The organism is Streptococcus pseudopneumoniae IS7493, from assembly GCF_000221985.1.
GTDB classification, from domain to species: Bacteria; Bacillota; Bacilli; order Lactobacillales; family Streptococcaceae; genus Streptococcus; species Streptococcus pseudopneumoniae.
The window spans coordinates 1,255,516-1,274,206 of the sequence record NC_015875.1 but is presented as its reverse complement, the minus strand read 5'-3'; the positions used below and the strand labels follow the sequence as shown (position 1 = coordinate 1,274,206).

At 40.9% G+C, this 18,691-nt stretch carries 17 protein-coding genes, 3 pseudogenes and 1 other annotated feature; of the genes and pseudogenes, 16 read left to right on the top strand and 4 right to left on the bottom strand.

The window, feature by feature from the left end; genetic code table 11:
- The first annotated feature begins 117 nt into the window (after window positions 1–117).
- The 3 genes from SPPN_RS06585 (at window position 118) to rplL (ending at window position 2,568) form a co-directional block, all read left to right on the top strand.
- Entirely contained in the window at window positions 118–1,377 is a 1,260-nt protein-coding gene (locus SPPN_RS06585) for a TRZ/ATZ family protein (RefSeq protein WP_000862496.1), read from the top strand.
- A 75-nt stretch (window positions 1,378–1,452) separates the two neighbouring features.
- Window positions 1,453–1,588 (top strand) — a sequence feature (ribosomal protein L10 leader region).
- 38 nt (window positions 1,589–1,626) lie between these two features.
- A complete protein-coding gene (gene rplJ / locus SPPN_RS06580; RefSeq protein WP_001287278.1) occupies window positions 1,627–2,127 on the top strand; it encodes a 50S ribosomal protein L10 in 501 nt (166 codons plus the stop codon).
- A 72-nt stretch (window positions 2,128–2,199) separates the two neighbouring features.
- A complete protein-coding gene (gene rplL / locus SPPN_RS06575) occupies window positions 2,200–2,568 on the top strand; it encodes a 50S ribosomal protein L7/L12 (protein ID WP_001196965.1) in 369 nt (122 codons plus the stop codon).
- Window positions 2,569–2,997: 429 nt separating this feature from the next.
- Here rplL and gdhA read toward each other — a convergent pair whose 3' ends face one another.
- Entirely contained in the window at window positions 2,998–4,344 is a 1,347-nt protein-coding gene (gene gdhA / locus SPPN_RS06570) for an NADP-specific glutamate dehydrogenase (protein WP_000199528.1), read from the bottom strand.
- A gap of 431 nt (window positions 4,345–4,775) precedes the next feature.
- Between gdhA and SPPN_RS12125 the strand changes: the two are divergent.
- Window positions 4,776–5,319 (top strand): annotated as a pseudogene (locus SPPN_RS12125) (transposase); the annotation flags it as partial.
- Between the two features lie 111 nt (window positions 5,320–5,430).
- Here the strand turns inward: SPPN_RS12125 and SPPN_RS14410 are convergent.
- Window positions 5,431–5,800, bottom strand: a pseudogene (locus SPPN_RS14410) (choline-binding protein C); the annotation flags it as partial.
- Window positions 5,801–6,092: 292 nt separating this feature from the next.
- Complete coding sequence (locus tag SPPN_RS06550; protein ID WP_000593579.1) at window positions 6,093–6,902, bottom strand: Cof-type HAD-IIB family hydrolase; 810 nt, start codon at window positions 6,900–6,902, stop codon at window positions 6,093–6,095.
- A gap of 218 nt (window positions 6,903–7,120) precedes the next feature.
- Here SPPN_RS06550 and SPPN_RS06545 point away from each other — a divergent pair, with 218 nt between their 5' ends.
- Entirely contained in the window at window positions 7,121–7,792 is a 672-nt protein-coding gene (locus SPPN_RS06545) for a CPBP family intramembrane glutamic endopeptidase (protein ID WP_000746017.1), read from the top strand.
- Here the strand turns inward: SPPN_RS06545 and SPPN_RS06540 are convergent.
- Window positions 7,781–8,013 (bottom strand): annotated as a pseudogene (locus SPPN_RS06540) (AraC family transcriptional regulator). The gene SPPN_RS06545 and the pseudogene SPPN_RS06540 overlap by 12 nt on opposite strands.
- Here SPPN_RS06540 and SPPN_RS06535 point away from each other — a divergent pair.
- The 11 genes from SPPN_RS06535 to rsmI all read left to right on the top strand — a co-directional run bounded on the left by SPPN_RS06535 (window position 8,006) and on the right by rsmI (window position 18,410).
- Window positions 8,006–8,914 (top strand): LysR family transcriptional regulator, encoded by a 909-nt coding sequence (locus tag SPPN_RS06535; protein ID WP_001025693.1) that lies wholly within the window; start codon window positions 8,006–8,008, stop codon window positions 8,912–8,914. The pseudogene SPPN_RS06540 and the gene SPPN_RS06535 sit on opposite strands and share 8 nt — an antisense overlap.
- The gene (gene lspA, locus SPPN_RS06530) at window positions 8,911–9,372 is read left to right on the top strand and encodes a signal peptidase II (protein ID WP_000745673.1); all 462 of its coding nucleotides are present in this window, start codon (window positions 8,911–8,913) and stop codon (window positions 9,370–9,372) included. The genes SPPN_RS06535 and lspA overlap by 4 nt, the downstream gene beginning before the upstream one ends.
- Window positions 9,362–10,249, top strand: a complete 888-nt coding sequence (locus SPPN_RS06525; RefSeq protein WP_000403211.1) for an RluA family pseudouridine synthase — start codon at window positions 9,362–9,364, stop codon at window positions 10,247–10,249. Before lspA ends, SPPN_RS06525 begins: the two co-directional genes overlap by 11 nt.
- Window positions 10,250–10,251: 2 nt before the next feature.
- Entirely contained in the window at window positions 10,252–12,135 is a 1,884-nt protein-coding gene (gene cbpE / locus SPPN_RS06520; RefSeq protein WP_000728244.1) for a phosphorylcholine esterase CbpE, read from the top strand.
- A 100-nt stretch (window positions 12,136–12,235) separates the two neighbouring features.
- A complete protein-coding gene (gene proB / locus SPPN_RS06515; protein WP_000875713.1) occupies window positions 12,236–13,345 on the top strand; it encodes a glutamate 5-kinase in 1,110 nt (369 codons plus the stop codon).
- A gap of 9 nt (window positions 13,346–13,354) precedes the next feature.
- Window positions 13,355–14,617, top strand: a complete 1,263-nt coding sequence (locus tag SPPN_RS06510) for a glutamate-5-semialdehyde dehydrogenase (RefSeq protein ID WP_000254672.1) — start codon at window positions 13,355–13,357, stop codon at window positions 14,615–14,617.
- 3 nt (window positions 14,618–14,620) lie between these two features.
- Complete coding sequence (proC, locus tag SPPN_RS06505; RefSeq protein WP_000689689.1) at window positions 14,621–15,418, top strand: pyrroline-5-carboxylate reductase; 798 nt, start codon at window positions 14,621–14,623, stop codon at window positions 15,416–15,418.
- 228 nt (window positions 15,419–15,646) lie between these two features.
- Window positions 15,647–16,285 carry a dTMP kinase gene (tmk, locus tag SPPN_RS06500; protein WP_000033362.1) on the top strand — a complete coding sequence of 213 codons (639 nt, stop codon included), beginning with the start codon at window positions 15,647–15,649 and terminating at the stop codon, window positions 16,283–16,285.
- Window positions 16,282–17,172: a DNA polymerase III subunit delta' gene (locus SPPN_RS06495; RefSeq protein WP_000806730.1), complete on the top strand. Its 891-nt coding sequence runs from the start codon at window positions 16,282–16,284 to the stop codon at window positions 17,170–17,172. Before tmk ends, SPPN_RS06495 begins: the two co-directional genes overlap by 4 nt.
- A gap of 39 nt (window positions 17,173–17,211) precedes the next feature.
- Entirely contained in the window at window positions 17,212–17,529 is a 318-nt protein-coding gene (yabA, locus tag SPPN_RS06490; RefSeq protein WP_000358228.1) for a DNA replication initiation control protein YabA, read from the top strand.
- Between the two features lie 2 nt (window positions 17,530–17,531).
- The gene (gene rsmI / locus SPPN_RS06485) at window positions 17,532–18,410 is read left to right on the top strand and encodes a 16S rRNA (cytidine(1402)-2'-O)-methyltransferase (protein ID WP_001166876.1); all 879 of its coding nucleotides are present in this window, start codon (window positions 17,532–17,534) and stop codon (window positions 18,408–18,410) included.
- Window positions 18,411–18,691 lie beyond the last annotated feature (281 nt).

Sequence of the window (18,691 nt, the reverse complement as noted above, 5' to 3'; positions counted from 1 at the left end):
AAACACTGTTTTGAGGTTGCAGATAGAACTGACGAAGTCAGTAACCACACCTACGGCAAAGTGAATCTGAAGTAGTTTGAAGAGAGTATAACTTGTCTTTTAGAAAAGGAGCCTATAATGAAAGTCTTTCAGAATGTAAATATCGTGACTTGTGATCAAGATTTCCATGTTTATCTTGATGGAATCTTAGCAGTCAAGGATTCTCAAATCGTCTATGTCGGTCAAGATAAGCCAGCGTTTTTAGAGCAAGCTGAGCAGATTATAGACTATCAGGGAGCTTGGATTATGCCTGGGTTGGTCAATTGCCACACCCATTCTGCTATGACAGGTTTGAGAGGAATTCGGGATGATAGCAATCTCCATGAATGGCTCAATGACTATATCTGGCCAGCAGAAGCTGAGTTTACTCCCGACATGACTACTAAGGCGGTCAAAGAAGCTCTGACAGAGATACTCCAGTCAGGAACAACAACCTTTAATGATATGTATAATCCCAATGGTGTGAATATTGAGCAGATTTATCAGGCAGTGAAAGATTCCAAGATGCGTTGTTATTTTTCTCCGACTCTTTTTTCTTCAGAGACAGAAACAACTGCTGAGACTATAAGCAGAACTCGATCCATCATAGACGAAATCTTAAAATATAAAAATCCAAATTTCAAGGTTATGGTAGCACCTCATTCTCCCTATAGCTGCAGTAGAGACTTGCTGGAAGCGAGTTTGGAAATGGCAAAAGAGCTTGCTATTCCAATCCATATCCATGTGGCGGAGACCAAGGAAGAATCAGGCATTATCCTGAAACGATACGGCAAACGCCCCCTCGCCTTTCTAGAAGAACTGGGTTACTTAGATCATCCGTCTGTCTTTGCTCATGGGGTCGAATTAAACGAGCGAGAAATTGAACGCTTGGCAACTTCTCAAGTGGCTATTGCTCACAATCCTATCAGTAATCTCAAACTGGCATCAGGAATTGCTCCAATTATCCAGCTCCAAAAAGCAGGAGTAGCAGTCGGAATTGCGACTGACTCGGTCGCTTCCAATAACAATCTTGATATGTTTGAGGAGGGACGGACTGCAGCCCTTCTTCAGAAGATGAAAAGTGGAGATGCCAGCCAATTTCCTATCGAAACAGCTCTCAAGGCACTGACAATCGAAGGGGCTAAGGTTCTAGGAATGGAAAATCAGATAGGAAGTCTAGAAGTCGGCAAGCAGGCAGATTTTCTCGTTATTCAACCACAAGGCAAAATCCATCTCCAACCTCAAGAAAATATGCTCTCTCACCTAGTTTATGCTGTCAAATCCAGTGATGTTGATGATGTCTATATTGCTGGAGAACAGGTTGTTAAGCAAGGTCAAGTTCTGACAGTAGAACTTTAGAAGAAAAATCACGAAAAATTTTAAAAAAAGTTTGTAAAAATCTTGCATTCTTTTTTTGACTATGCTATACTTATATACGGTTTGAAAAAACTGCCTAAGACAGTAGGGGAGCTCGACTCATAAATATCCTACCGAGGACAAAACGTATCATGTAAAAAGAAGCGTATTGTACTTTCGTGTCTAGGTTTGGGCGCGTTTTTCTTTTGGAAAAATTCCCCAAGCAAAATAATTACGGAGGTGAACACACTAATGAGTGAAGCAATTATTGCTAAAAAAGCGGAACTAGTTGACGTAGTAGCTGAAAAAATGAAAGCTGCTGCATCTATCGTCGTTGTAGACGCTCGTGGTTTGACAGTTGAGCAAGATACAGTTCTTCGTCGTGAGCTTCGTGGAAGCGAAGTTGAGTATAAAGTCATTAAAAACTCAATCTTGCGTCGTGCAGCTGAAAAAGCTGGTCTTGAAGATCTTGCATCAGTATTCGTTGGACCATCTGCAGTAGCATTTTCTAACGAAGATGTTATTGCACCAGCGAAAATCTTGAACGACTTTTCTAAAAACGCTGAAGCACTTGAAATCAAAGGTGGTGCAATCGAAGGCGCTGTCGCATCTAAAGAAGAGATTCTTGCACTTGCAACTCTTCCAAACCGCGAAGGACTTCTTTCTATGCTCCTTTCTGTACTTCAAGCGCCAGTGCGCAACGTTGCTCTTGCAGTCAAAGCGGTTGCAGAAAGCAAAGAAGACGCAGCTTAATCTTAAGCTACGTAGCGTAGCCTAGCTACGAAAATCTATTATAAATTTAAAACATATTTGGAGGAAATAACAATGGCATTGAACATTGAAAACATTATTGCTGAAATTAAAGAAGCTTCAATCCTTGAATTGAACGACCTTGTAAAAGCTATCGAAGAAGAATTTGGTGTAACTGCAGCTGCTCCTGTAGCTGTTGCTGCAGCTGGTGCTGCTGACGCTGGTGCTGCTAAAGATTCATTCGACGTTGAATTGACATCTGCAGGCGACAAAAAAGTTGGCGTTATCAAAGTTGTACGTGAAATCACAGGTCTTGGTCTTAAAGAAGCTAAAGAACTTGTTGACGGTGCACCAGCACTTGTTAAAGAAGGCGTTGCAACTGCAGAAGCTGAAGAAATCAAAGCTAAATTGGAAGAAGCTGGAGCTTCAGTTACTCTTAAATAATAGAGCGACTACATTAGTAGCTTAAAAACATGATTAAATCGCTATTCTTAGGAGTAGTGGTTTTTCTTTTTGTTTAAGAAGTTGGCGAGTAAGTAATACTCAATGAAAATCAAAGAGCAAACTAGGAAACTAGCCGCAGGCTGCTCAAAACACTGTTTTGAGGTTGCAGATAGAACTGACGAAGTCAGTAACATATCTACGGTAAGGCGACGCTGACGTGGTTTGAAGAGATTTTCGAAAAGTATAAAATAGATTGAATTTAGAATAGTCCACTGAGTTTTATAAAACATTGTTAGAAATTGGTTTGAATTCCGCAATCAATTTGTTCGGTTTTTATTTCATTTAATTTAATTAAATTAGAATTTCCCAACCGTTTAACTCAAGATAAAAATCCCCAATCGAAGCGATTGAGGATTAAGCAAATGAATCTTAAACAATACCTTGGGCAATCATAGCGTTTGCTACATTTTCAAATGCAGCAATGTTTGCTCCTGCAAGATAGTCTTTATCAAGACCATATGTTTCTGAAGTTGTTTTAGCTGTGTTGAAGATGTTTGTCATGATGTCTTTGAGACGTCCATCAACTTCCTCACGAGTCCATGAGAGGCGAAGACTGTTTTGGCTCATTTCAAGGGCTGAAACGGCTACACCACCAGCGTTGGCAGCTTTGGCAGGTCCGTAGAAGATACCATTTTCTTTGTAGATTTTGATGGCATCAAGGTCGCTCGGCATGTTGGCACCTTCAGATACACAGATAACGCCTTGAGCAACCAAACGTTTAGCTGCTTCACCGTTGATTTCGTTTTGAGTAGCACATGGAAGCGCAATATCATAGTTTCCAGCGTAAGTCCATACAGAACCTTCGTGATATGTTGCAGTTGCTTTCTCAGCTGCATACTCAGTCAAACGAGCACGACGTTTCTCTTTAACATCAACCAAAAGATCGAAGTCGATACCATTTTCATCGATGACATAACCGTTTGAGTCAGATACAGAGATGACAGTAGCGCCAAGTTCAGTCGCTTTTTGAAGAGCGTATTGAGCAACGTTCCCAGAACCTGAAATAACCACTTTCTTACCAGCAAAGCTATTACCGTTAGCTTTCAGCATTTCTTCAGTATAGTAAACCAAACCGTAACCAGTTGCTTCTGGACGAATCAAGCTACCACCAAATTCAAGAGGCTTACCAGTCAAGACACCAGCATCAAATTGGTTAAGACGCTTGTATTGACCATAAAGGTAACCAATTTCACGTCCACCTACGCCGATATCACCAGCAGGTACGTCAAGTGATGGTCCGATGTGTTTTTGCAACTCAGTCATGAAGCTTTGGCAGAAGCGCATCACTTCAGCATCTGTTTTACCTTTAGGATCGAAGTCTGATCCACCTTTACCTCCACCGATTGGAAGTCCAGTCAAGACGTTTTTGAAGATTTGTTCAAATCCGAGGAATTTCAAAATCCCTTGGTTTACAGTTGGGTGGAAACGAAGTCCTCCTTTGTATGGTCCAACAGCTGAGTTGAATTGAACACGGTAACCACGGTTTACTTGAATTTTTCCATCACGGTCAACCCAAGGAACACGGAAAGAAATTACGCGCTCAGGCTCAGTAATACGTGCCAAGATATTTTCTTCGATATACTCAGGGTGTTTTTCAAATACAGGTTCCAAAGTGTTGAAAAATTCTTCAACAGCTTGGAGGAATTCAGCCTCGTGCCCATTACGAGCTTTTACAGTTTCAAACACGCTTTGGATATATTCTTTAGCAGATGTCATATCGTTCTCCTTTTGTTATCATATTTTATTACATGAGCTATTATAGCAGAATTTTTTTAAACTGTAAAGAGAAAAACAAAAATTTTCTAAAAATTCTTTCAATTTAGTTTTAAGACTTTTTGAAAATAGACAAAAAACGAACCTTTTTCTTGTAAATATCTTTCTCAAAGAGAAAATCTGAAAATATGCTATAAGAAAAGAAAATGTTTAGCAATTCAGAAATCACTTGTTAATTTATCCATGATATGTTAGATTTGCCAGCAAAACTATGACCATTTTGGAGGAAAGAAATATTTACATCTCCTTATTCAGGGCAGGATTTTCTATACAAGTATAGATGTCTTGCTGGAGTTGGATCATGGAACCCAAGCGGTTATTGAGATTTAGAACTATCATCAGAATTTTTTCATTAGACTTGTTCGGTAACCATAAAGTACTATACTATCTATGAACAAGACCCAGAAAAAGTAGCCTTATTTCTTAAGAATTTTAATAGTTTAAAGCACTTAGCACCTGTTTATATTGATGAAACAGGATTCGATACTTACTTTTATCGAGAATATGGTCGCTCATCAAAGGGTCAGTTAATAGGAGGTAAAGTCTCTGGAAGAAGATATCAGGGGATTTCTTTGGTTGCAGGTCTAACAAATGGTGACTTAATCGCTCCAATGACCTACGAAGAGACGATGACGAGCGACTTTTTTGAAGCATGGTTTCAGAAATTTCTCTTACCAACATTAACCACACCCTCAGTTATTATTATGGATAATGCAAGATTCCAATAGAATAGCTAGGATAGAATTCTTGTGTGAAGAGTTTGGGCATAAACTTTTACCCCTTCCTCCCTACTCACCTGAGTACAATCCTATTGAGAAGACATGTGCTCATATCAAAAAGCACCTCAAAAAGGTATTACCAAGTTGCAATACCTTTTACGAGGCTCTTTTGTCCCACTCTTGTTTCAGTTTGTTATAAACACCTAAGATAAGAGCTATACTAGGTAAATAAAAATCTCTATACTATTTGAAAGTGAAGACTACTCACTGTGAGATAGTATAGAGTATTTTTGTTGTAGTTAAACCATCCTACCCATTCCCCATTGTAATTAACACGGTAACCGTCTGGTGTAGTCGTATTGATTGCTAGAGCACCAGAGCTATAAGCATAGTACCATTTGCCAGATACCTTCATCCAGCCTGTTTTCATAGCACCTGAACCGTCGAGATAGTACCAAGTCTCACCGTCTTTCAACCAACCTGCTTGCATCCAGACTGAACTATCGAAGCGATACCAGATATTATCTAATTTTGCCCACTGATTGTAAGGGTAAAATCCCATCAAGTTGCATAAACTACCAACGCGAGCCAGCTTGTCGCCAAAAACCCATACTTTTACCTACTTCTTGCATTTGGTTAAAGAAATTGTAGGAATTATTCGTTGTACTCTTATTTTCATTTTTGATTTTATGAGTTCCGATAGCCTTCAAATTTTTGTCAAAAAGATTCGCCTTAGTCGCAAATGTTTGAATCTGAGAAGAGTAGGCTTCTATGTATTGAATGGCTTTTCCATAACCACCAGCTAATTCTTCAGAGCCACCAGATGATGTTCCGAAACTTTGTGCAACGGTAATCCATCCATTTTGAGTAACAGGGTTTTCAAAGGCTGCCAAACCCATATAGGTCAATTCTGGATTGATTAAGGATTCGTAGTGTCCAGTTTGATCAGAGACATTTGCTCCGCTACGAGATTTATAGAATATATTTCTCAATGGTACGCGCAACACCGTCTTCTTCGTTGCTTGCTGTAACGGCATCCGCAAGAGATTTGACATAATCGCTTGCATTTCCCATAGCAATACCGAGGCCGGCAAACTGGAGCATTTCAATGTCGTTATTGGCATCGCCCATGGCCATAATCTCTGAGGAATCAATCTTCAAAATATCTGCTAGTCGAGAAAGAGCAGTAGCCTTTGTCGTACCAAGTGGCATAGCTTCATAAATGACAGGCTGCGAACGAACTCCACTAAATCGTTGGCAGAGTTCCTCAGCAAAACGTTGCTCAAAATCGTCTGTTTGGCTCTCTGTTCCTAAAAACATACCTTGGAACATACGAAACTTGCCACTAGTCGCTTCCTCAAGAGAAATTTCAGTCAGGTCTGAAAAGACTAGTTTGGCATCATTTTGAATGATTTCATTAGGTTTGCCACCGAGGACAAAATAATGCTCCTCATCAAAAAGAGTCAACTGAACATCACTTTTTTCAGCTAAGTCATAGAGGTATTCAATGTCAGATGGACTGAGTTCCTGCCAGTCAACTAGCCCCCAGTCACTAGTCTGGTGAGTTGAACAACCGTTGTTAACAATGACATACTCATTCTGGAGGTCGAGTCCTAATTTTTGATAGTAGGGGAGGACACCGAAAAGCGGGCGACCCGTACAGAGAACCAGTTTGACACCTTTTTCAATGGCTTTGTGAATAGCAGTAATGTGAGCTTGTGGGATTTCCTTGGCTTCATTGAGGAGGGTTCCGTCCATATCCAAGGCTAGTAGTTTAATCATAAGACTTCCTTCTTTATCTTTTGGTATTATTATAGCATATTTTGGAGAAGAAATTGATAGGAAGCTTGGGGCTAATTGATTTTACAGTTTAGGATGTTTTGATAACAATTCATGATTTGGAGAGGATATTTTGCAAAGATATGCTATACTAAACTTGTTATACAGTTAAGCAAACCATTATATTCAATAGTCTAGTCAAGGAAAACAGAGGATTTAATATGAAAAAACGGATTATTCAGATTTTACTAGCATTGTCCTTAATTTTTTACAACTCAACTTGGTTTTGGAGGCTTTTCAATCATCTCGCAAAGCCTTATCTACCAGCAAGTCGTGAGTTTTTTCAGATTCTACTTTTGCTGGAAAGTGGTGTTCTTTTGTCAGCAGTCATCTATCTACTAGTTTTTGCAGGAAAGAAGACTTTTCATTTCAAGTGGCAGCTGAGGTACTTTATCTACCTTTTACTGGCCTACATCATGTCGTATATGTCGGACTTCTTCTTGTCTTATTTCATACCCTCGACTTCAAATCAAATCTCTTTGAATGAAACGATAGAAATGATGGGGAGACAGGAATTACCCTATTTCTTGCTCATAGCTTGCTTCATCGGCCCTATTGCTGAGGAATTGATTTATCGCGGTGTGCTTATGACAACCTTTTTCAAAAACTCGCCTTGGTACGGAGATGTCTTGCTTTCTGCTATTATTTTCGGTTATATTCATGTCAATTTTGCTTTAACTCCTCTTGCTTTTTTCATTTATGCTAGTGGAGGTCTCATTTTAGCTCTATTGTATCGCATGACAAAAAGTCTCTACTATCCAATACTAGTTCATATTTTCATCAATATCGCTGCCTTCTGGAATGTGTGGTTACTCCTATTTTCAGGAAGTTAGCTTACTAAAACAATGTCGGAACTTTCCGGCATTTTCTTTTCGATATTGGAGTGGTGTGTATCCAGTTATTTTTTGAATTGATTTTGAAAATAAGGTTGGCTTGAGAAAGGCAGATAGTGAAGATAGTTAAGAAGAATAGGATGTTCTTTTTTCCTTTTTGGAAAACTTCTAAAATATGGTATAATGAAAAGATAAAGAAGTTGGGGGTAGAAGATGAACATTCAACAATTACGCTATGTTGTTGCCATTGCCAATAGTGGTACTTTCCGTGAAGCTGCTGAAAAGATGTATGTTAGCCAGCCGAGTCTGTCTATTTCTGTTCGTGATTTGGAAAAAGAGTTGGGCTTTAAGATTTTCCGTCGGACCAGCTCAGGGACTTTCTTGACTCGTCGTGGTATGGAATTCTATGAAAAAGCGCAAGAATTGGTTAAAGGATTTGATATTTTTCAAAATCAGTATGCCAATCCTGAGGAAGAAAAGGATGAATTTTCCATTGCTAGTCAGCACTATGACTTCTTGCCACCAACCATTACGGCCTTTTCAGAGCGCTATCCTGATTATAAGAACTTTCGTATTTTTGAATCAACTACTGTTCAAATCTTAGACGAAGTGGCTCAAGGGCATAGTGAGATTGGGATTATCTACCTCAACAATCAAAATAAAAAGGGTATTATGCAAAGGGTTGAAAAGCTAGGCCTTGAAGTCATTGAATTGATTCCCTTCCATACTCACATTTATCTCCGCGAGGGGCATCCTTTGGCTCAGAAAGAGGAATTGGTCATGGAGGATTTAGCAGATCTACCAACGGTTCGTTTCACTCAAGAGAAAGATGAGTACCTTTATTATTCAGAGAACTTTGTTGATACCAGTGCGAGCTCACAGATGTTCAATGTGACAGACCGTGCTACTTTGAATGGCATTTTGGAGCGGACGGATGCCTATGCGACTGGATCTGGATTTTTAGATAGCGACAGTGTCAATGGCATCACAGTCATTCGTCTCAAGGATAATTTAGATAATCGCATGGTCTATGTTAAACGTGAGGAAGTGGAGCTTAGTCAAGCTGGGACTCTCTTTGTAGAAGTCATGCAAGAATATTTTGATCAGAAGAGGAAATCATGAAAAAAAGAGGAATAGTGGCAGTCATTGTATTGCTTTTGATTGCGCTGGATCAGTTAGTTAAATCCTATATCGTCCAGCAGATTCCACTGGGTGAAGTACGCTCTTGGATTCCTAATTTCGTTAGCTTGACCTACCTGCAAAATAGAGGTGCAGCCTTCTCCATGTTACAAGATCAGCAGTTGTTATTTGCTATCATTACACTTGTCGTTATGGTAGGTGCCATTTGGTATCTACATAAGCACATGGAGGACTCACTCTGGATGGTCTTGGGTTTGACCTTGATTATTGCAGGTGGTCTTGGGAACTTTATTGACAGGGTAAGTCAGGGCTTTGTTGTGGATATGATCCACCTTGACTTTATCAATTTTGCAATTTTCAATGTGGCAGATAGCTATCTGACTGTTGGAGTGATTATTTTATTGATTGCAATGTTAAAAGAGGAAATAAATGGAAATTAAAATTGAAACTGGTGGCCTGCGTTTGGATAAGGCTTTGTCGGATTTGACAGAATTATCACGCAGTCTCGCGAATGAACAAATCAAATCAGGTCAGGTCTTGGTCAATGGTCAAGTCAAGAAAGCTAAATACACTGTCCAAGAGGGCGATGTCGTCACTTACCATGTGCCAGAACCAGAGGTCTTAGAGTATGTGGCTGAGGATCTTCCGCTAGAAATCATCTACCAAGATGAGGATGTGGCCATCGTTAACAAACCTCAGGGGATGGTTGTGCATCCGAGTGCTGGTCATACTAGTGGAACTCTGGTAAATGCCCTTATGTATCATATTAAGGACTTGTCTGGTATCAATGGGGTTTTGCGTCCGGGAATCGTTCACCGTATTGATAAGGATACGTCAGGTCTTCTCATGATTGCTAAAAACGATGAGGCGCATCTAGCACTTGCCCAAGAACTCAAGGATAAAAAGTCTCTCCGCAAATATTGGGCGATTGTTCATGGAAATCTACCCAATGATCGTGGTGTCATTGAAGCACCGATTGGCCGTAGTGAAAAAGACCGTAAGAAACAGGCTGTGACGGCTAAAGGGAAGCCTGCAGTGACCCGTTTCCACGTCTTGGAACGCTTTGGCGATTATAGCTTAGTGGAGTTACAACTGGAGACAGGGCGTACCCATCAAATCCGTGTTCACATGGCTTATATTGGCCATCCAGTCGCTGGTGATGAAGTCTATGGTCCTCGTAAGACTTTAAAAGGACATGGCCAATTTCTCCATGCCAAGACTCTAGGTTTTACTCATCCGAGAACAGGTGAGACCTTAGAATTTACAGCAGATATCCCAGCAATTTTTAAGGAAACATTGGAGAGATTGAGGAAGTAAGAATGAAAAAGAAATTAACTAGTTTAGCACTTGCAGGCGCTTTTTTAGGCTTGTCATGGTATGGAAATGTTCAAGCTCAAGAAAGTTCAGGAAATAAAATCCACTTTATAAATGTTCATGAAGGTGGCAGTGATGCGATTATTCTTGAAAGCAATGGACATTTTGCCATGGTGGATACAGGAGAAGATTATGATTTCCCAGATGGAAGTGATTCTCGTTATCCATGGAGACAGGGTATCAATACAACTTATAAGCATGTTCTAACAGACCGTGTCTTTCGTCGTTTGAAGGAATTGGGTGTCCAAAAACTTGATTTTATTTTGGTAACCCATACCCACAGTGACCATATTGGAAATGTTGATGAATTACTGTCTACCTATCCAGTTGACCGAGTCTATCTTAAGAAATATAGTGATAATCGTATTACTAAGCCTGAACGTCTTTGGGATAATCTGTATGGCTATGATAAGGTTTTAAAGACTGCTGCTGAAAAAGGTGTTTCAGTTATTCAAAATATCACACAAGGAGATGCTCATTTTCAGTTTGGAGACATGGATATTCAACTATATAATTATGAAAATGAAACAGATTCATCAGGTGAATTAAAGAAAATTTGGGATGATAATTCCAATTCCTTGATTAGCGTAGTAAAAGTCAATGGTAAGAAAATTTACCTTGGGGGCGACTTAGATAATGTGCATGGAGCGGAAGATAAGTATGGACCTCTCATTGGAAAAGTTGATTTGATGAAGTTTAATCATCACCATGATACCAACAAATCAAATACCAAGGATTTTATTAAAAATTTGAGTCCGAGTTTGATTGTTCAAACTTCGGATAGTCTACCTTGGAAAAATGGTGTTGATAGTGAGTATGTTAATTGGCTCAAAGAACGAGGAATTGAGAGAATCAACGCAGCCAGCAAAGACTATGATGCAACAGTTTTTGATATTCGACAAGACGGTTTAGTAAACATTTCAACTTCCTACAAGCCTATTCCAAGTTTTCAAGCTGGTTGGCATAAGAGTTCATATGGAAACTGGTGGTATCAAGCGCCTGATTCTACAGGAGAATATGCTGTCGGTTGGAATGAAATTAAGGGTGAATGGTATTACTTTAACCAAACGGGTATCTTATTACAGAATCAATGGAAAAAATGGAACAATCGTTGGTTCTATTTGACAAACTCTGGTGTTGCTGCTAAAAATTGGAAGAAAATCGCTGGAATCTGGTATTATTTTAACAAAGAAAACCAGATGGAAATTGGTTGGATTCAAGATAAAGAGCAGTGGTATTATTTGGATGTTGATGGCTCTATGAAGACAGGTTGGCTTCAATATAAGGGGCAATGGTATTACTTTGCTCCATCAGGGGAAATGAAAACGGGCTGGGTAAAAGATAAAGAAGCCTGGTACTATATGGATTCTACTGGTATCATGAAGACAGGTGAGATAGAAGTTGCTGGACATCATTACTATCTAGAAGAATCAGGAGCTATGAAGCAAGGCTGGCTTAAAAAGGCAAATGATTGGTATTTCTACAAGACAGATGGTTCACGAGCTATAGGTTGGATTAAAGACAAGGATAAATGGTACTTCTTGAAAGAAAATGGTCAATTACTTGTGAATGGTAAGACACCAGAAGGCTATACTGTGGATTCAAGTGGTGCCTGGTTAGTGGATGTTCCGATCGAGAAATCTGCTACAATTAAAACTACAAGTCATTCAGAAATAAAAGAATCCAAAGAAGTAGTGAAAAAGGATCTTGAAAATAAAGAAACGAGTCAACATGAAAGTGTTACAAATTCTTCAACTAGTCAAGATTTGACATCCTCAACTTCACAAAGCTCTGAAACGAGTGTAAACAAATCGGAATCAGAACAGTAGTAGAAAAGAAGGTTTTAGGGCCTTCTTTTTCCTATCAACTCTTTTCTATTTCCTGTTATTCATGTTATAATGGATAAATATGAATAATCGGAGTGAGACTATGAAATACAAACGGATTGTCTTTAAGGTGGGTACTTCTTCTCTGACAAATGAGGATGGAAGTTTATCACGTAGTAAGGTAAAGGCTATTACCCAGCAGTTGGCTATGCTGCACGAGGCTGGTCATGAGTTGATTTTGGTGTCTTCAGGTGCCATTGCGGCTGGTTTTGGAGCCTTAGGATTTAAAAAGCGTCCGACTAAAATTGCTGATAAACAGGCTTCAGCAGCGGTAGGACAAGGGCTTTTGTTGGAAGAATACACGACCAATCTTCTCTTGCGCCAAATCGTTTCTGCACAAATCTTGCTAACCCAGGATGACTTTGTAGATAAGCGTCGTTATAAAAATGCCCATCAGGCTTTGTCGGTTTTACTTAGCCGTGGGGCGATTCCTATCATCAATGAGAATGATAGTGTTGTTATTGATGAGCTCAAGGTTGGGGACAATGATACTCTGAGTGCACAGGTGGCGGCCATGGTCCAAGCAGACCTTTTGATCCTCTTGACAGACGTAGATGGTCTCTATACAGGAAATCCTAATTCAGATCCAAGAGCCAAACGTTTGGAGCAAATCGAGACTATCAATCGTGAGATTATCGATATGGCCGGTGGAGCTGGTTCGTCAAACGGAACTGGGGGCATGTTAACCAAAATCAAAGCTGCAACTATTGCGACAGAATCGGGTGTTCCTGTTTATATCTGCTCATCCTTGAAGTCAGATGCCATGATTGAAGCGGCTGAGGAGACCAAGGATGGTTCCTACTTTGTTGCGCAAGAGAAGGGGCTTCGTACCCAGAAACAATGGCTGGCCTTTTATGCTCAGAGTCAAGGTTCTATTTGGGTTGATAAAGGGGCTGCGGAAGCTCTCTCTCAACATGGAAAGAGTCTTCTCTTATCTGGTATCGTTGAAGCAGAAGGAGCCTTTTCTTACGGTGATATCGTGACAGTATTTGATAAGGAAAGTGGAAAATCACTTGGAAAAGGACGCGTGCAATTTGGAGCATCTGCTTTGGAGGATATGTTGCGTTCTCAAAAAGCCAAGGGTGTCTTGATTTACCGTGACGACTGGATTTCCATTACTCCTGAAATCCAACTACTTTTTACAGAATTTTAGAGGTAAACTATGGTGAGTAGACAAGAACAATTTGAACAGGTACAGGCTGTTAAAAAATCGATTAACACAGCTAGTGAAGAAGTGAAAAACCAAGCCTTGCTAGCCATGGCTGATCACTTAGTGGCTGCTACTGAGGAAATTTTAGCGGCTAATGCCCTCGATATGGCAGCGGCTAAGGGGAAAATCTCAGATGTGATGTTGGATCGTCTTTATTTGGATGCAGATCGTATAGAAGCGATGGCAAGAGGAATTCGTGAAGTGGTTGCCTTCCCAGATCCAATCGGTGAAGTTTTAGAAACAAGTCAGCTTGAAAATGGTTTGGTTATCACAAAAAAACGTGTAGCTATGGGTGTCATCGGTATTATCTATGAAAGCCGTCCAAATGTGACGTCTGATGCGGCTGCTTTGACTCTTAAGAGTGGAAATGCGGTTGTTCTTCGTAGTGGTAAGGATGCCTATCAAACAACCCATGCCATTGTCACAGCCTTGAAGAAGGGCTTGGAGACGACTACTATTCACCCAAATGTGATTCAACTGGTGGAAGATACTAGCCATGAAAGTAGTTATGCTATGATGAAGGCCAAGGGCTATCTAGACCTCCTCATTCCTCGTGGAGGAGCTGGCTTGATCAATGCAGTGGTTGAGAATGCGATTGTACCTGTTATCGAGACAGGGACTGGGATTGTCCATGTCTATGTGGATAAGGATGCAGACGAAGACAAGGCGCTGTCTATCATCAACAATGCTAAAACCAGTCGTCCCTCTGTTTGCAATGCCATGGAGGTTCTGCTGGTTCATGAAGACAAGGCAGCAAGCTTCCTTCCTCGCTTGGAGCAAGTTCTAGTTGCAGAGCGTAAAGAAGTTGGGTTGGAACCAATTCAATTCCGCTTGGATGAGAAAGCCAGTCAGTTTCTTTCAGGTCAAGCAGCTGAGGCACAAGACTTTGACACCGAGTTTTTAGACTATGTCTTAGCTGTTAAGGTTGTGAGCAGTTTAGAAGAAGCGGTTGCCCATATTGAAGCCCATAGTACCCATCATTCGGATGCCATTGTAACGGAAAATGCTGAAGCTGCAGCTTACTTTACAGATCAAGTGGACTCTGCAGCTGTCTATGTCAATGCCTCAACTCGTTTTACCGATGGTGGACAATTTGGTCTTGGATGTGAGATGGGAATTTCTACTCAGAAATTGCACGCGCGTGGTCCCATGGGCTTGAAAGAGTTGACTAGCTACAAGTATGTGGTTACTGGTGATGGACAGATAAGGGAGTAAGAGATGAAGATTGGATTTATCGGTTTGGGGAATATGGGTGCTAGCTTGGCAAAATCTATCTTGCAGACTAGGACGTCAGATGAGATTCTCCTTGCCAATCGTAGTCAAGCTAAGGTAGATGCTTTCATTGCAGACTTTGGTGGTCAGGCTTCCAGCAATGAAGAAATGTTTGCAGAAGCAGATGTGATTTTTCTAGGAGTGAAGCCTGCTCAGTTCTCAGACTTGCTTTCTCAATACCAGACTATCCTTGAAAAACGAGAGAGTCTTCTTTTGATTTCGATGGCAGCTGGATTGACCTTGGGAAAACTCGCTAGTCTTCTTCCAAGTCAGCACAGAATTATTCGTATGATGCCCAATACCCCTGCTTCTATCGGACAAGGAGTGATTAGTTATGCCTTGTCTTCTAATTGCAGGGCTGAGGACAGTGAGCTCTTTTGTCAGCTTTTAGCCAAGGCTGGTCTTTTGGTTGAACTTGGAGAAAGCTTAATAGATGCAGCGACAGGTCTTGCAGGTTGTGGACCAGCCTTTGTCTATCTTTTTATCGAGGCCTTGGCAGATGCAGGTGTTCAGACTGGATTGCCACGAGAAACAGCATTGAAAATGGCAGCTCAAACTGTGGTAGGAGCTGGACAATTGGTCCTTGAAAGTCAGCAACATCCTGGAGTTTTGAAAGACCAAGTTTGCAGCCCAGGCGGTTCGACTATCGCTGGTGTAGCGAGCCTAGAAGCGCATGCTTTTCGAGGAACGGTCATGGATGCAGTTGGTCAAGCCTACAAACGAACACAAGAACTAGGTAAATAAGAGGTGGATTTGTCTGCCTCTTTTATGGTGGTTGATACTCTTCGAAAATCTCTTCAAACTGCGTCAGCTTCCATCTGCAACCTCAAAACAGTGTTTTGAGCAACCTGCGACTAGCTTCCTAGTTTGCTCTTTGATTTTCATTGAGTATGAAATGAGAAGACAAAAAGATTGTCACAAACCCCTATTTTTTTGATAGAATAGAAGTAGTAAAAAAGAAATGAGTTAGACATGTCAAAAGGATTTTTAGTCTCTCTTGAGGGACCAGAGGGAGCAGGAAAGACCAGTGTTTTAGAGGCTCTGCTACCAATTTTAGAGGAAAAAGGGGTAGAGGTGCTGACGACCCGTGAACCTGGCGGAGTCTTGATTGGGGAGAAGATTCGGGAAGTAATTTTGGATCCAAGTCATACTCAGATGGATGCGAAGACAGAGTTGCTTCTCTATATTGCCAGTCGCAGACAGCACTTGGTGGAAAAAGTTCTTCCAGCCCTTGAAGCTGGCAAGCTGGTCATTATGGATCGTTTTATCGATAGTTCTGTTGCCTATCAGGGATTTGGTCGTGGCTTAGATATTGAAGCCATTGACTGGCTCAATCAGTTTGCGACAGATGGCCTCAAACCCGATTTGACACTCTATTTTGACATCGAGGTGGAAGAAGGACTGGCTCGTATTGCTGCTAATAGTGACCGCGAGGTTAATCGTTTGGATTTGGAAGGGTTGGACTTGCATAAAAAAGTTCGTCAAGGCTACCTTTCTCTTCTGGATAAAGAGGGAAATCGCATTGTCAAGATTGATGCTAGTCTCCCTTTGGAGCAAGTTGTGGAAACTACCAAGGCTGTCTTGTTTGACGGAATGGGCTTGGCCAAATGAAACAAGATCAACTAAAGGCTTGGCAACCAGATCAGTTTGACCGTTTTGTCCGTATCTTAGAACAAGACCAGCTCAATCACGCCTATCTCTTTTCAGGTTTCTTTGGAAGCTTGGAAATGGCGCAATTTTTAGCTAAGAGCCTCTTTTGTACGGATAAAGTTGGCGTCTTACCATGTGAGAAATGCCGAAGTTGCAAGCTGATTGAACAGGAAGAGTTTCCAGATGTCACCTTGATTAAGCCAGTCAATCAGGTCATCAAGACAGAACGCATTCGGGAATTGGTGGGACAGTTTTCTCAAGCAGGGATTGAAAGCCAGCAACAGGTCTTTATCATCGAGCAAGCGGATAAAATGCATCCCAACGCAGCCAATTCTCTGCTCAAGGTCATCGAAGAACCCCAGAGTGAAGTTTATATTTTCTTCTTGACTAGCGATGAGGAAAAGATGTTACCGACAATCCGAAGTCGGACTCAGATCTTCCACTTTAAAAAGCAAGAAGAAAAACTTATCTTACTCTTAGAACAAATGGGACTTGTTAAGAAAAAAGCGACTCTTTTAACTAAGTTTAGTCAATCGCGAGCTGAAGCAGAAAAGTTGGCTAATCAGGCAAGTTTTTGGACCTTGGTCGATGAAAGTGAACGCCTGCTGACTTGGTTAGTAGCTAAGAAAAAAGAAAGTTATCTACAGGTTGCCAAATTAGCCAACTTGGCAGATGATAAGGAAAAACAGGATCAGGTTTTACGGATTCTTGAAGTTCTCTGTGGGCAGGACCTCTTGCAGGTAAGAGTAAGAGTGATTCTACAAGATTTACTAGAAGCTAGAAAAATGTGGCAAGCTAATGTCAGCTTTCAAAATGCCATGGAATATCTGGTCTTGAAAGAAATATAAACTCAAAAATGAATGATAAAGAAAGGAAAGGGCTGTTTTATGGACAAAAAAGAATTATTTGACGCGCTGGATGATTTTTCCCAACAATTATTGGTAACCTTAGCCGATGTGGAAGCCATCAAGAAAAATCTCAAGAGCTTGGTAGAAGAAAATACAGCTCTTCGCTTGGAAAATAGTAAGTTGCGAGAACGCTTGGGTGAGGTGGAAGCAGACGCTCCCGTCAAGGCCAAGCATGTTCGCGAAAGTGTCCGTCGTATTTACCGTGATGGATTTCACGTATGTAATGATTTTTATGGACAACGTCGAGAGCAGGACGAAGAATGTATGTTCTGTGATGAGTTGTTATACAGGGAGTAGGCATGCAAATTCAAAAAAGTTTTAAGGGGCAGTCTCCCTATGGCAAGCTGTATCTAGTGGCAACGCCGATTGGCAATCTAGATGATATGACTTTTCGTGCTATCCAGACCTTGAAAGAAGTAGATTGGATTGCTGCTGAGGATACGCGCAATACAGGGCTTTTGCTCAAGCATTTTGACATTTCCACCAAGCAGATCAGTTTTCATGAGCACAATGCCAAGGAAAAAATTCCTGATTTGATTGGTTTCTTGAAAGCAGGGCAAAGTATTGCTCAGGTCTCTGATGCCGGTTTGCCTAGCATTTCAGACCCTGGTCATGATTTGGTTAAGGCAGCTATTGAGGAAGAAATTGCAGTTGTGACTGTTCCAGGTGCCTCTGCAGGAATTTCTGCCTTGATTGCCAGTGGTCTAGCGCCACAACCACATATCTTTTACGGCTTTTTACCGAGAAAATCAGGCCAGCAAAAGCAATTTTTCGACTCGAAAAAAGATTATCCTGAAACTCAGATTTTCTATGAATCGCCTCATCGTGTAGCAGATACGTTGGAAAATATGTTAGAAGTCTACGGTAACCGCTCGGTTGTCTTGGTCAGGGAATTGACTAAAATCTATGAAGAATACCAACGCGGTACCATTTCTGAGTTATTGGAAAGCATTGCTGAAACGCCACTTAAAGGAGAATGCCTTCTCATTGTTGAAGGTGCCAGTCAGGATGTGGAGGAAAAAGACGAGGAGGACTTGTTCTTAGAAATCCAAGCCCGTATCCAGCAAGGCATGAAGAAAAATCAAGCTATCAAGGAAGTCGCTAAGATTTACCAGTGGAATAAAAGCCAGCTCTACGCTGCCTACCATGATTGGGAAGAAAATCAAGAAAATGACTAATACTCTTCGAAAATCTCTTCAAACCGTGTCAACGTCGCCTTGTCGTAGGTGTGGTTACTGACTTCGTCAGTTCTATCCACAACCTCAAAACAGTGTTTTGAGCTGGACTTCGTCAGTTCTATCTACAACTTCAAAGCAGTGCTTTGAGCAACCTGCGGCTAGTTTGCTCTTTGATTTTCATTTAGTATAAACAGGGAAGTTTGCCTTCTTCCCTTTTTTTGTTATACTAGTAGAAGAAAAAAATAGAAAGATTTGTGGGAGTGAAAAAGTCCGGGGGACTT

What these genes read in the sequence shown, in the direction of transcription:
- rplL (WP_001196965.1), top strand. Translation starts at nt 2,200, where the DNA reads ATGGCATTGAACATTGAAAACATTATTGCTGAAATTAAAGAAGCTTCA.
- SPPN_RS06535 (WP_001025693.1), top strand. Translation starts at nt 8,006, where the DNA reads ATGAACATTCAACAATTACGCTATGTTGTTGCCATTGCCAATAGTGGT.
- proB (WP_000875713.1), top strand. Translation starts at nt 12,236, where the DNA reads ATGAAATACAAACGGATTGTCTTTAAGGTGGGTACTTCTTCTCTGACA.
- lspA (WP_000745673.1), top strand. Translation starts at nt 8,911, where the DNA reads ATGAAAAAAAGAGGAATAGTGGCAGTCATTGTATTGCTTTTGATTGCG.
- SPPN_RS06510 (WP_000254672.1), top strand. Translation starts at nt 13,355, where the DNA reads ATGGTGAGTAGACAAGAACAATTTGAACAGGTACAGGCTGTTAAAAAA.
- SPPN_RS06585 (WP_000862496.1), top strand. Translation starts at nt 118, where the DNA reads ATGAAAGTCTTTCAGAATGTAAATATCGTGACTTGTGATCAAGATTTC.
- SPPN_RS06545 (WP_000746017.1), top strand. Translation starts at nt 7,121, where the DNA reads ATGAAAAAACGGATTATTCAGATTTTACTAGCATTGTCCTTAATTTTT.
- rplJ (WP_001287278.1), top strand. Translation starts at nt 1,627, where the DNA reads ATGAGTGAAGCAATTATTGCTAAAAAAGCGGAACTAGTTGACGTAGTA.
- SPPN_RS06525 (WP_000403211.1), top strand. Translation starts at nt 9,362, where the DNA reads ATGGAAATTAAAATTGAAACTGGTGGCCTGCGTTTGGATAAGGCTTTG.
- cbpE (WP_000728244.1), top strand. Translation starts at nt 10,252, where the DNA reads ATGAAAAAGAAATTAACTAGTTTAGCACTTGCAGGCGCTTTTTTAGGC.
- tmk (WP_000033362.1), top strand. Translation starts at nt 15,647, where the DNA reads ATGTCAAAAGGATTTTTAGTCTCTCTTGAGGGACCAGAGGGAGCAGGA.
- gdhA (WP_000199528.1), bottom strand. Translation starts at nt 4,344, where the DNA reads ATGACATCTGCTAAAGAATATATCCAAAGCGTGTTTGAAACTGTAAAA.
- yabA (WP_000358228.1), top strand. Translation starts at nt 17,212, where the DNA reads ATGGACAAAAAAGAATTATTTGACGCGCTGGATGATTTTTCCCAACAA.
- proC (WP_000689689.1), top strand. Translation starts at nt 14,621, where the DNA reads ATGAAGATTGGATTTATCGGTTTGGGGAATATGGGTGCTAGCTTGGCA.
- rsmI (WP_001166876.1), top strand. Translation starts at nt 17,532, where the DNA reads ATGCAAATTCAAAAAAGTTTTAAGGGGCAGTCTCCCTATGGCAAGCTG.
- SPPN_RS06495 (WP_000806730.1), top strand. Translation starts at nt 16,282, where the DNA reads ATGAAACAAGATCAACTAAAGGCTTGGCAACCAGATCAGTTTGACCGT.
- SPPN_RS06550 (WP_000593579.1), bottom strand. Translation starts at nt 6,902, where the DNA reads ATGATTAAACTACTAGCCTTGGATATGGACGGAACCCTCCTCAATGAA.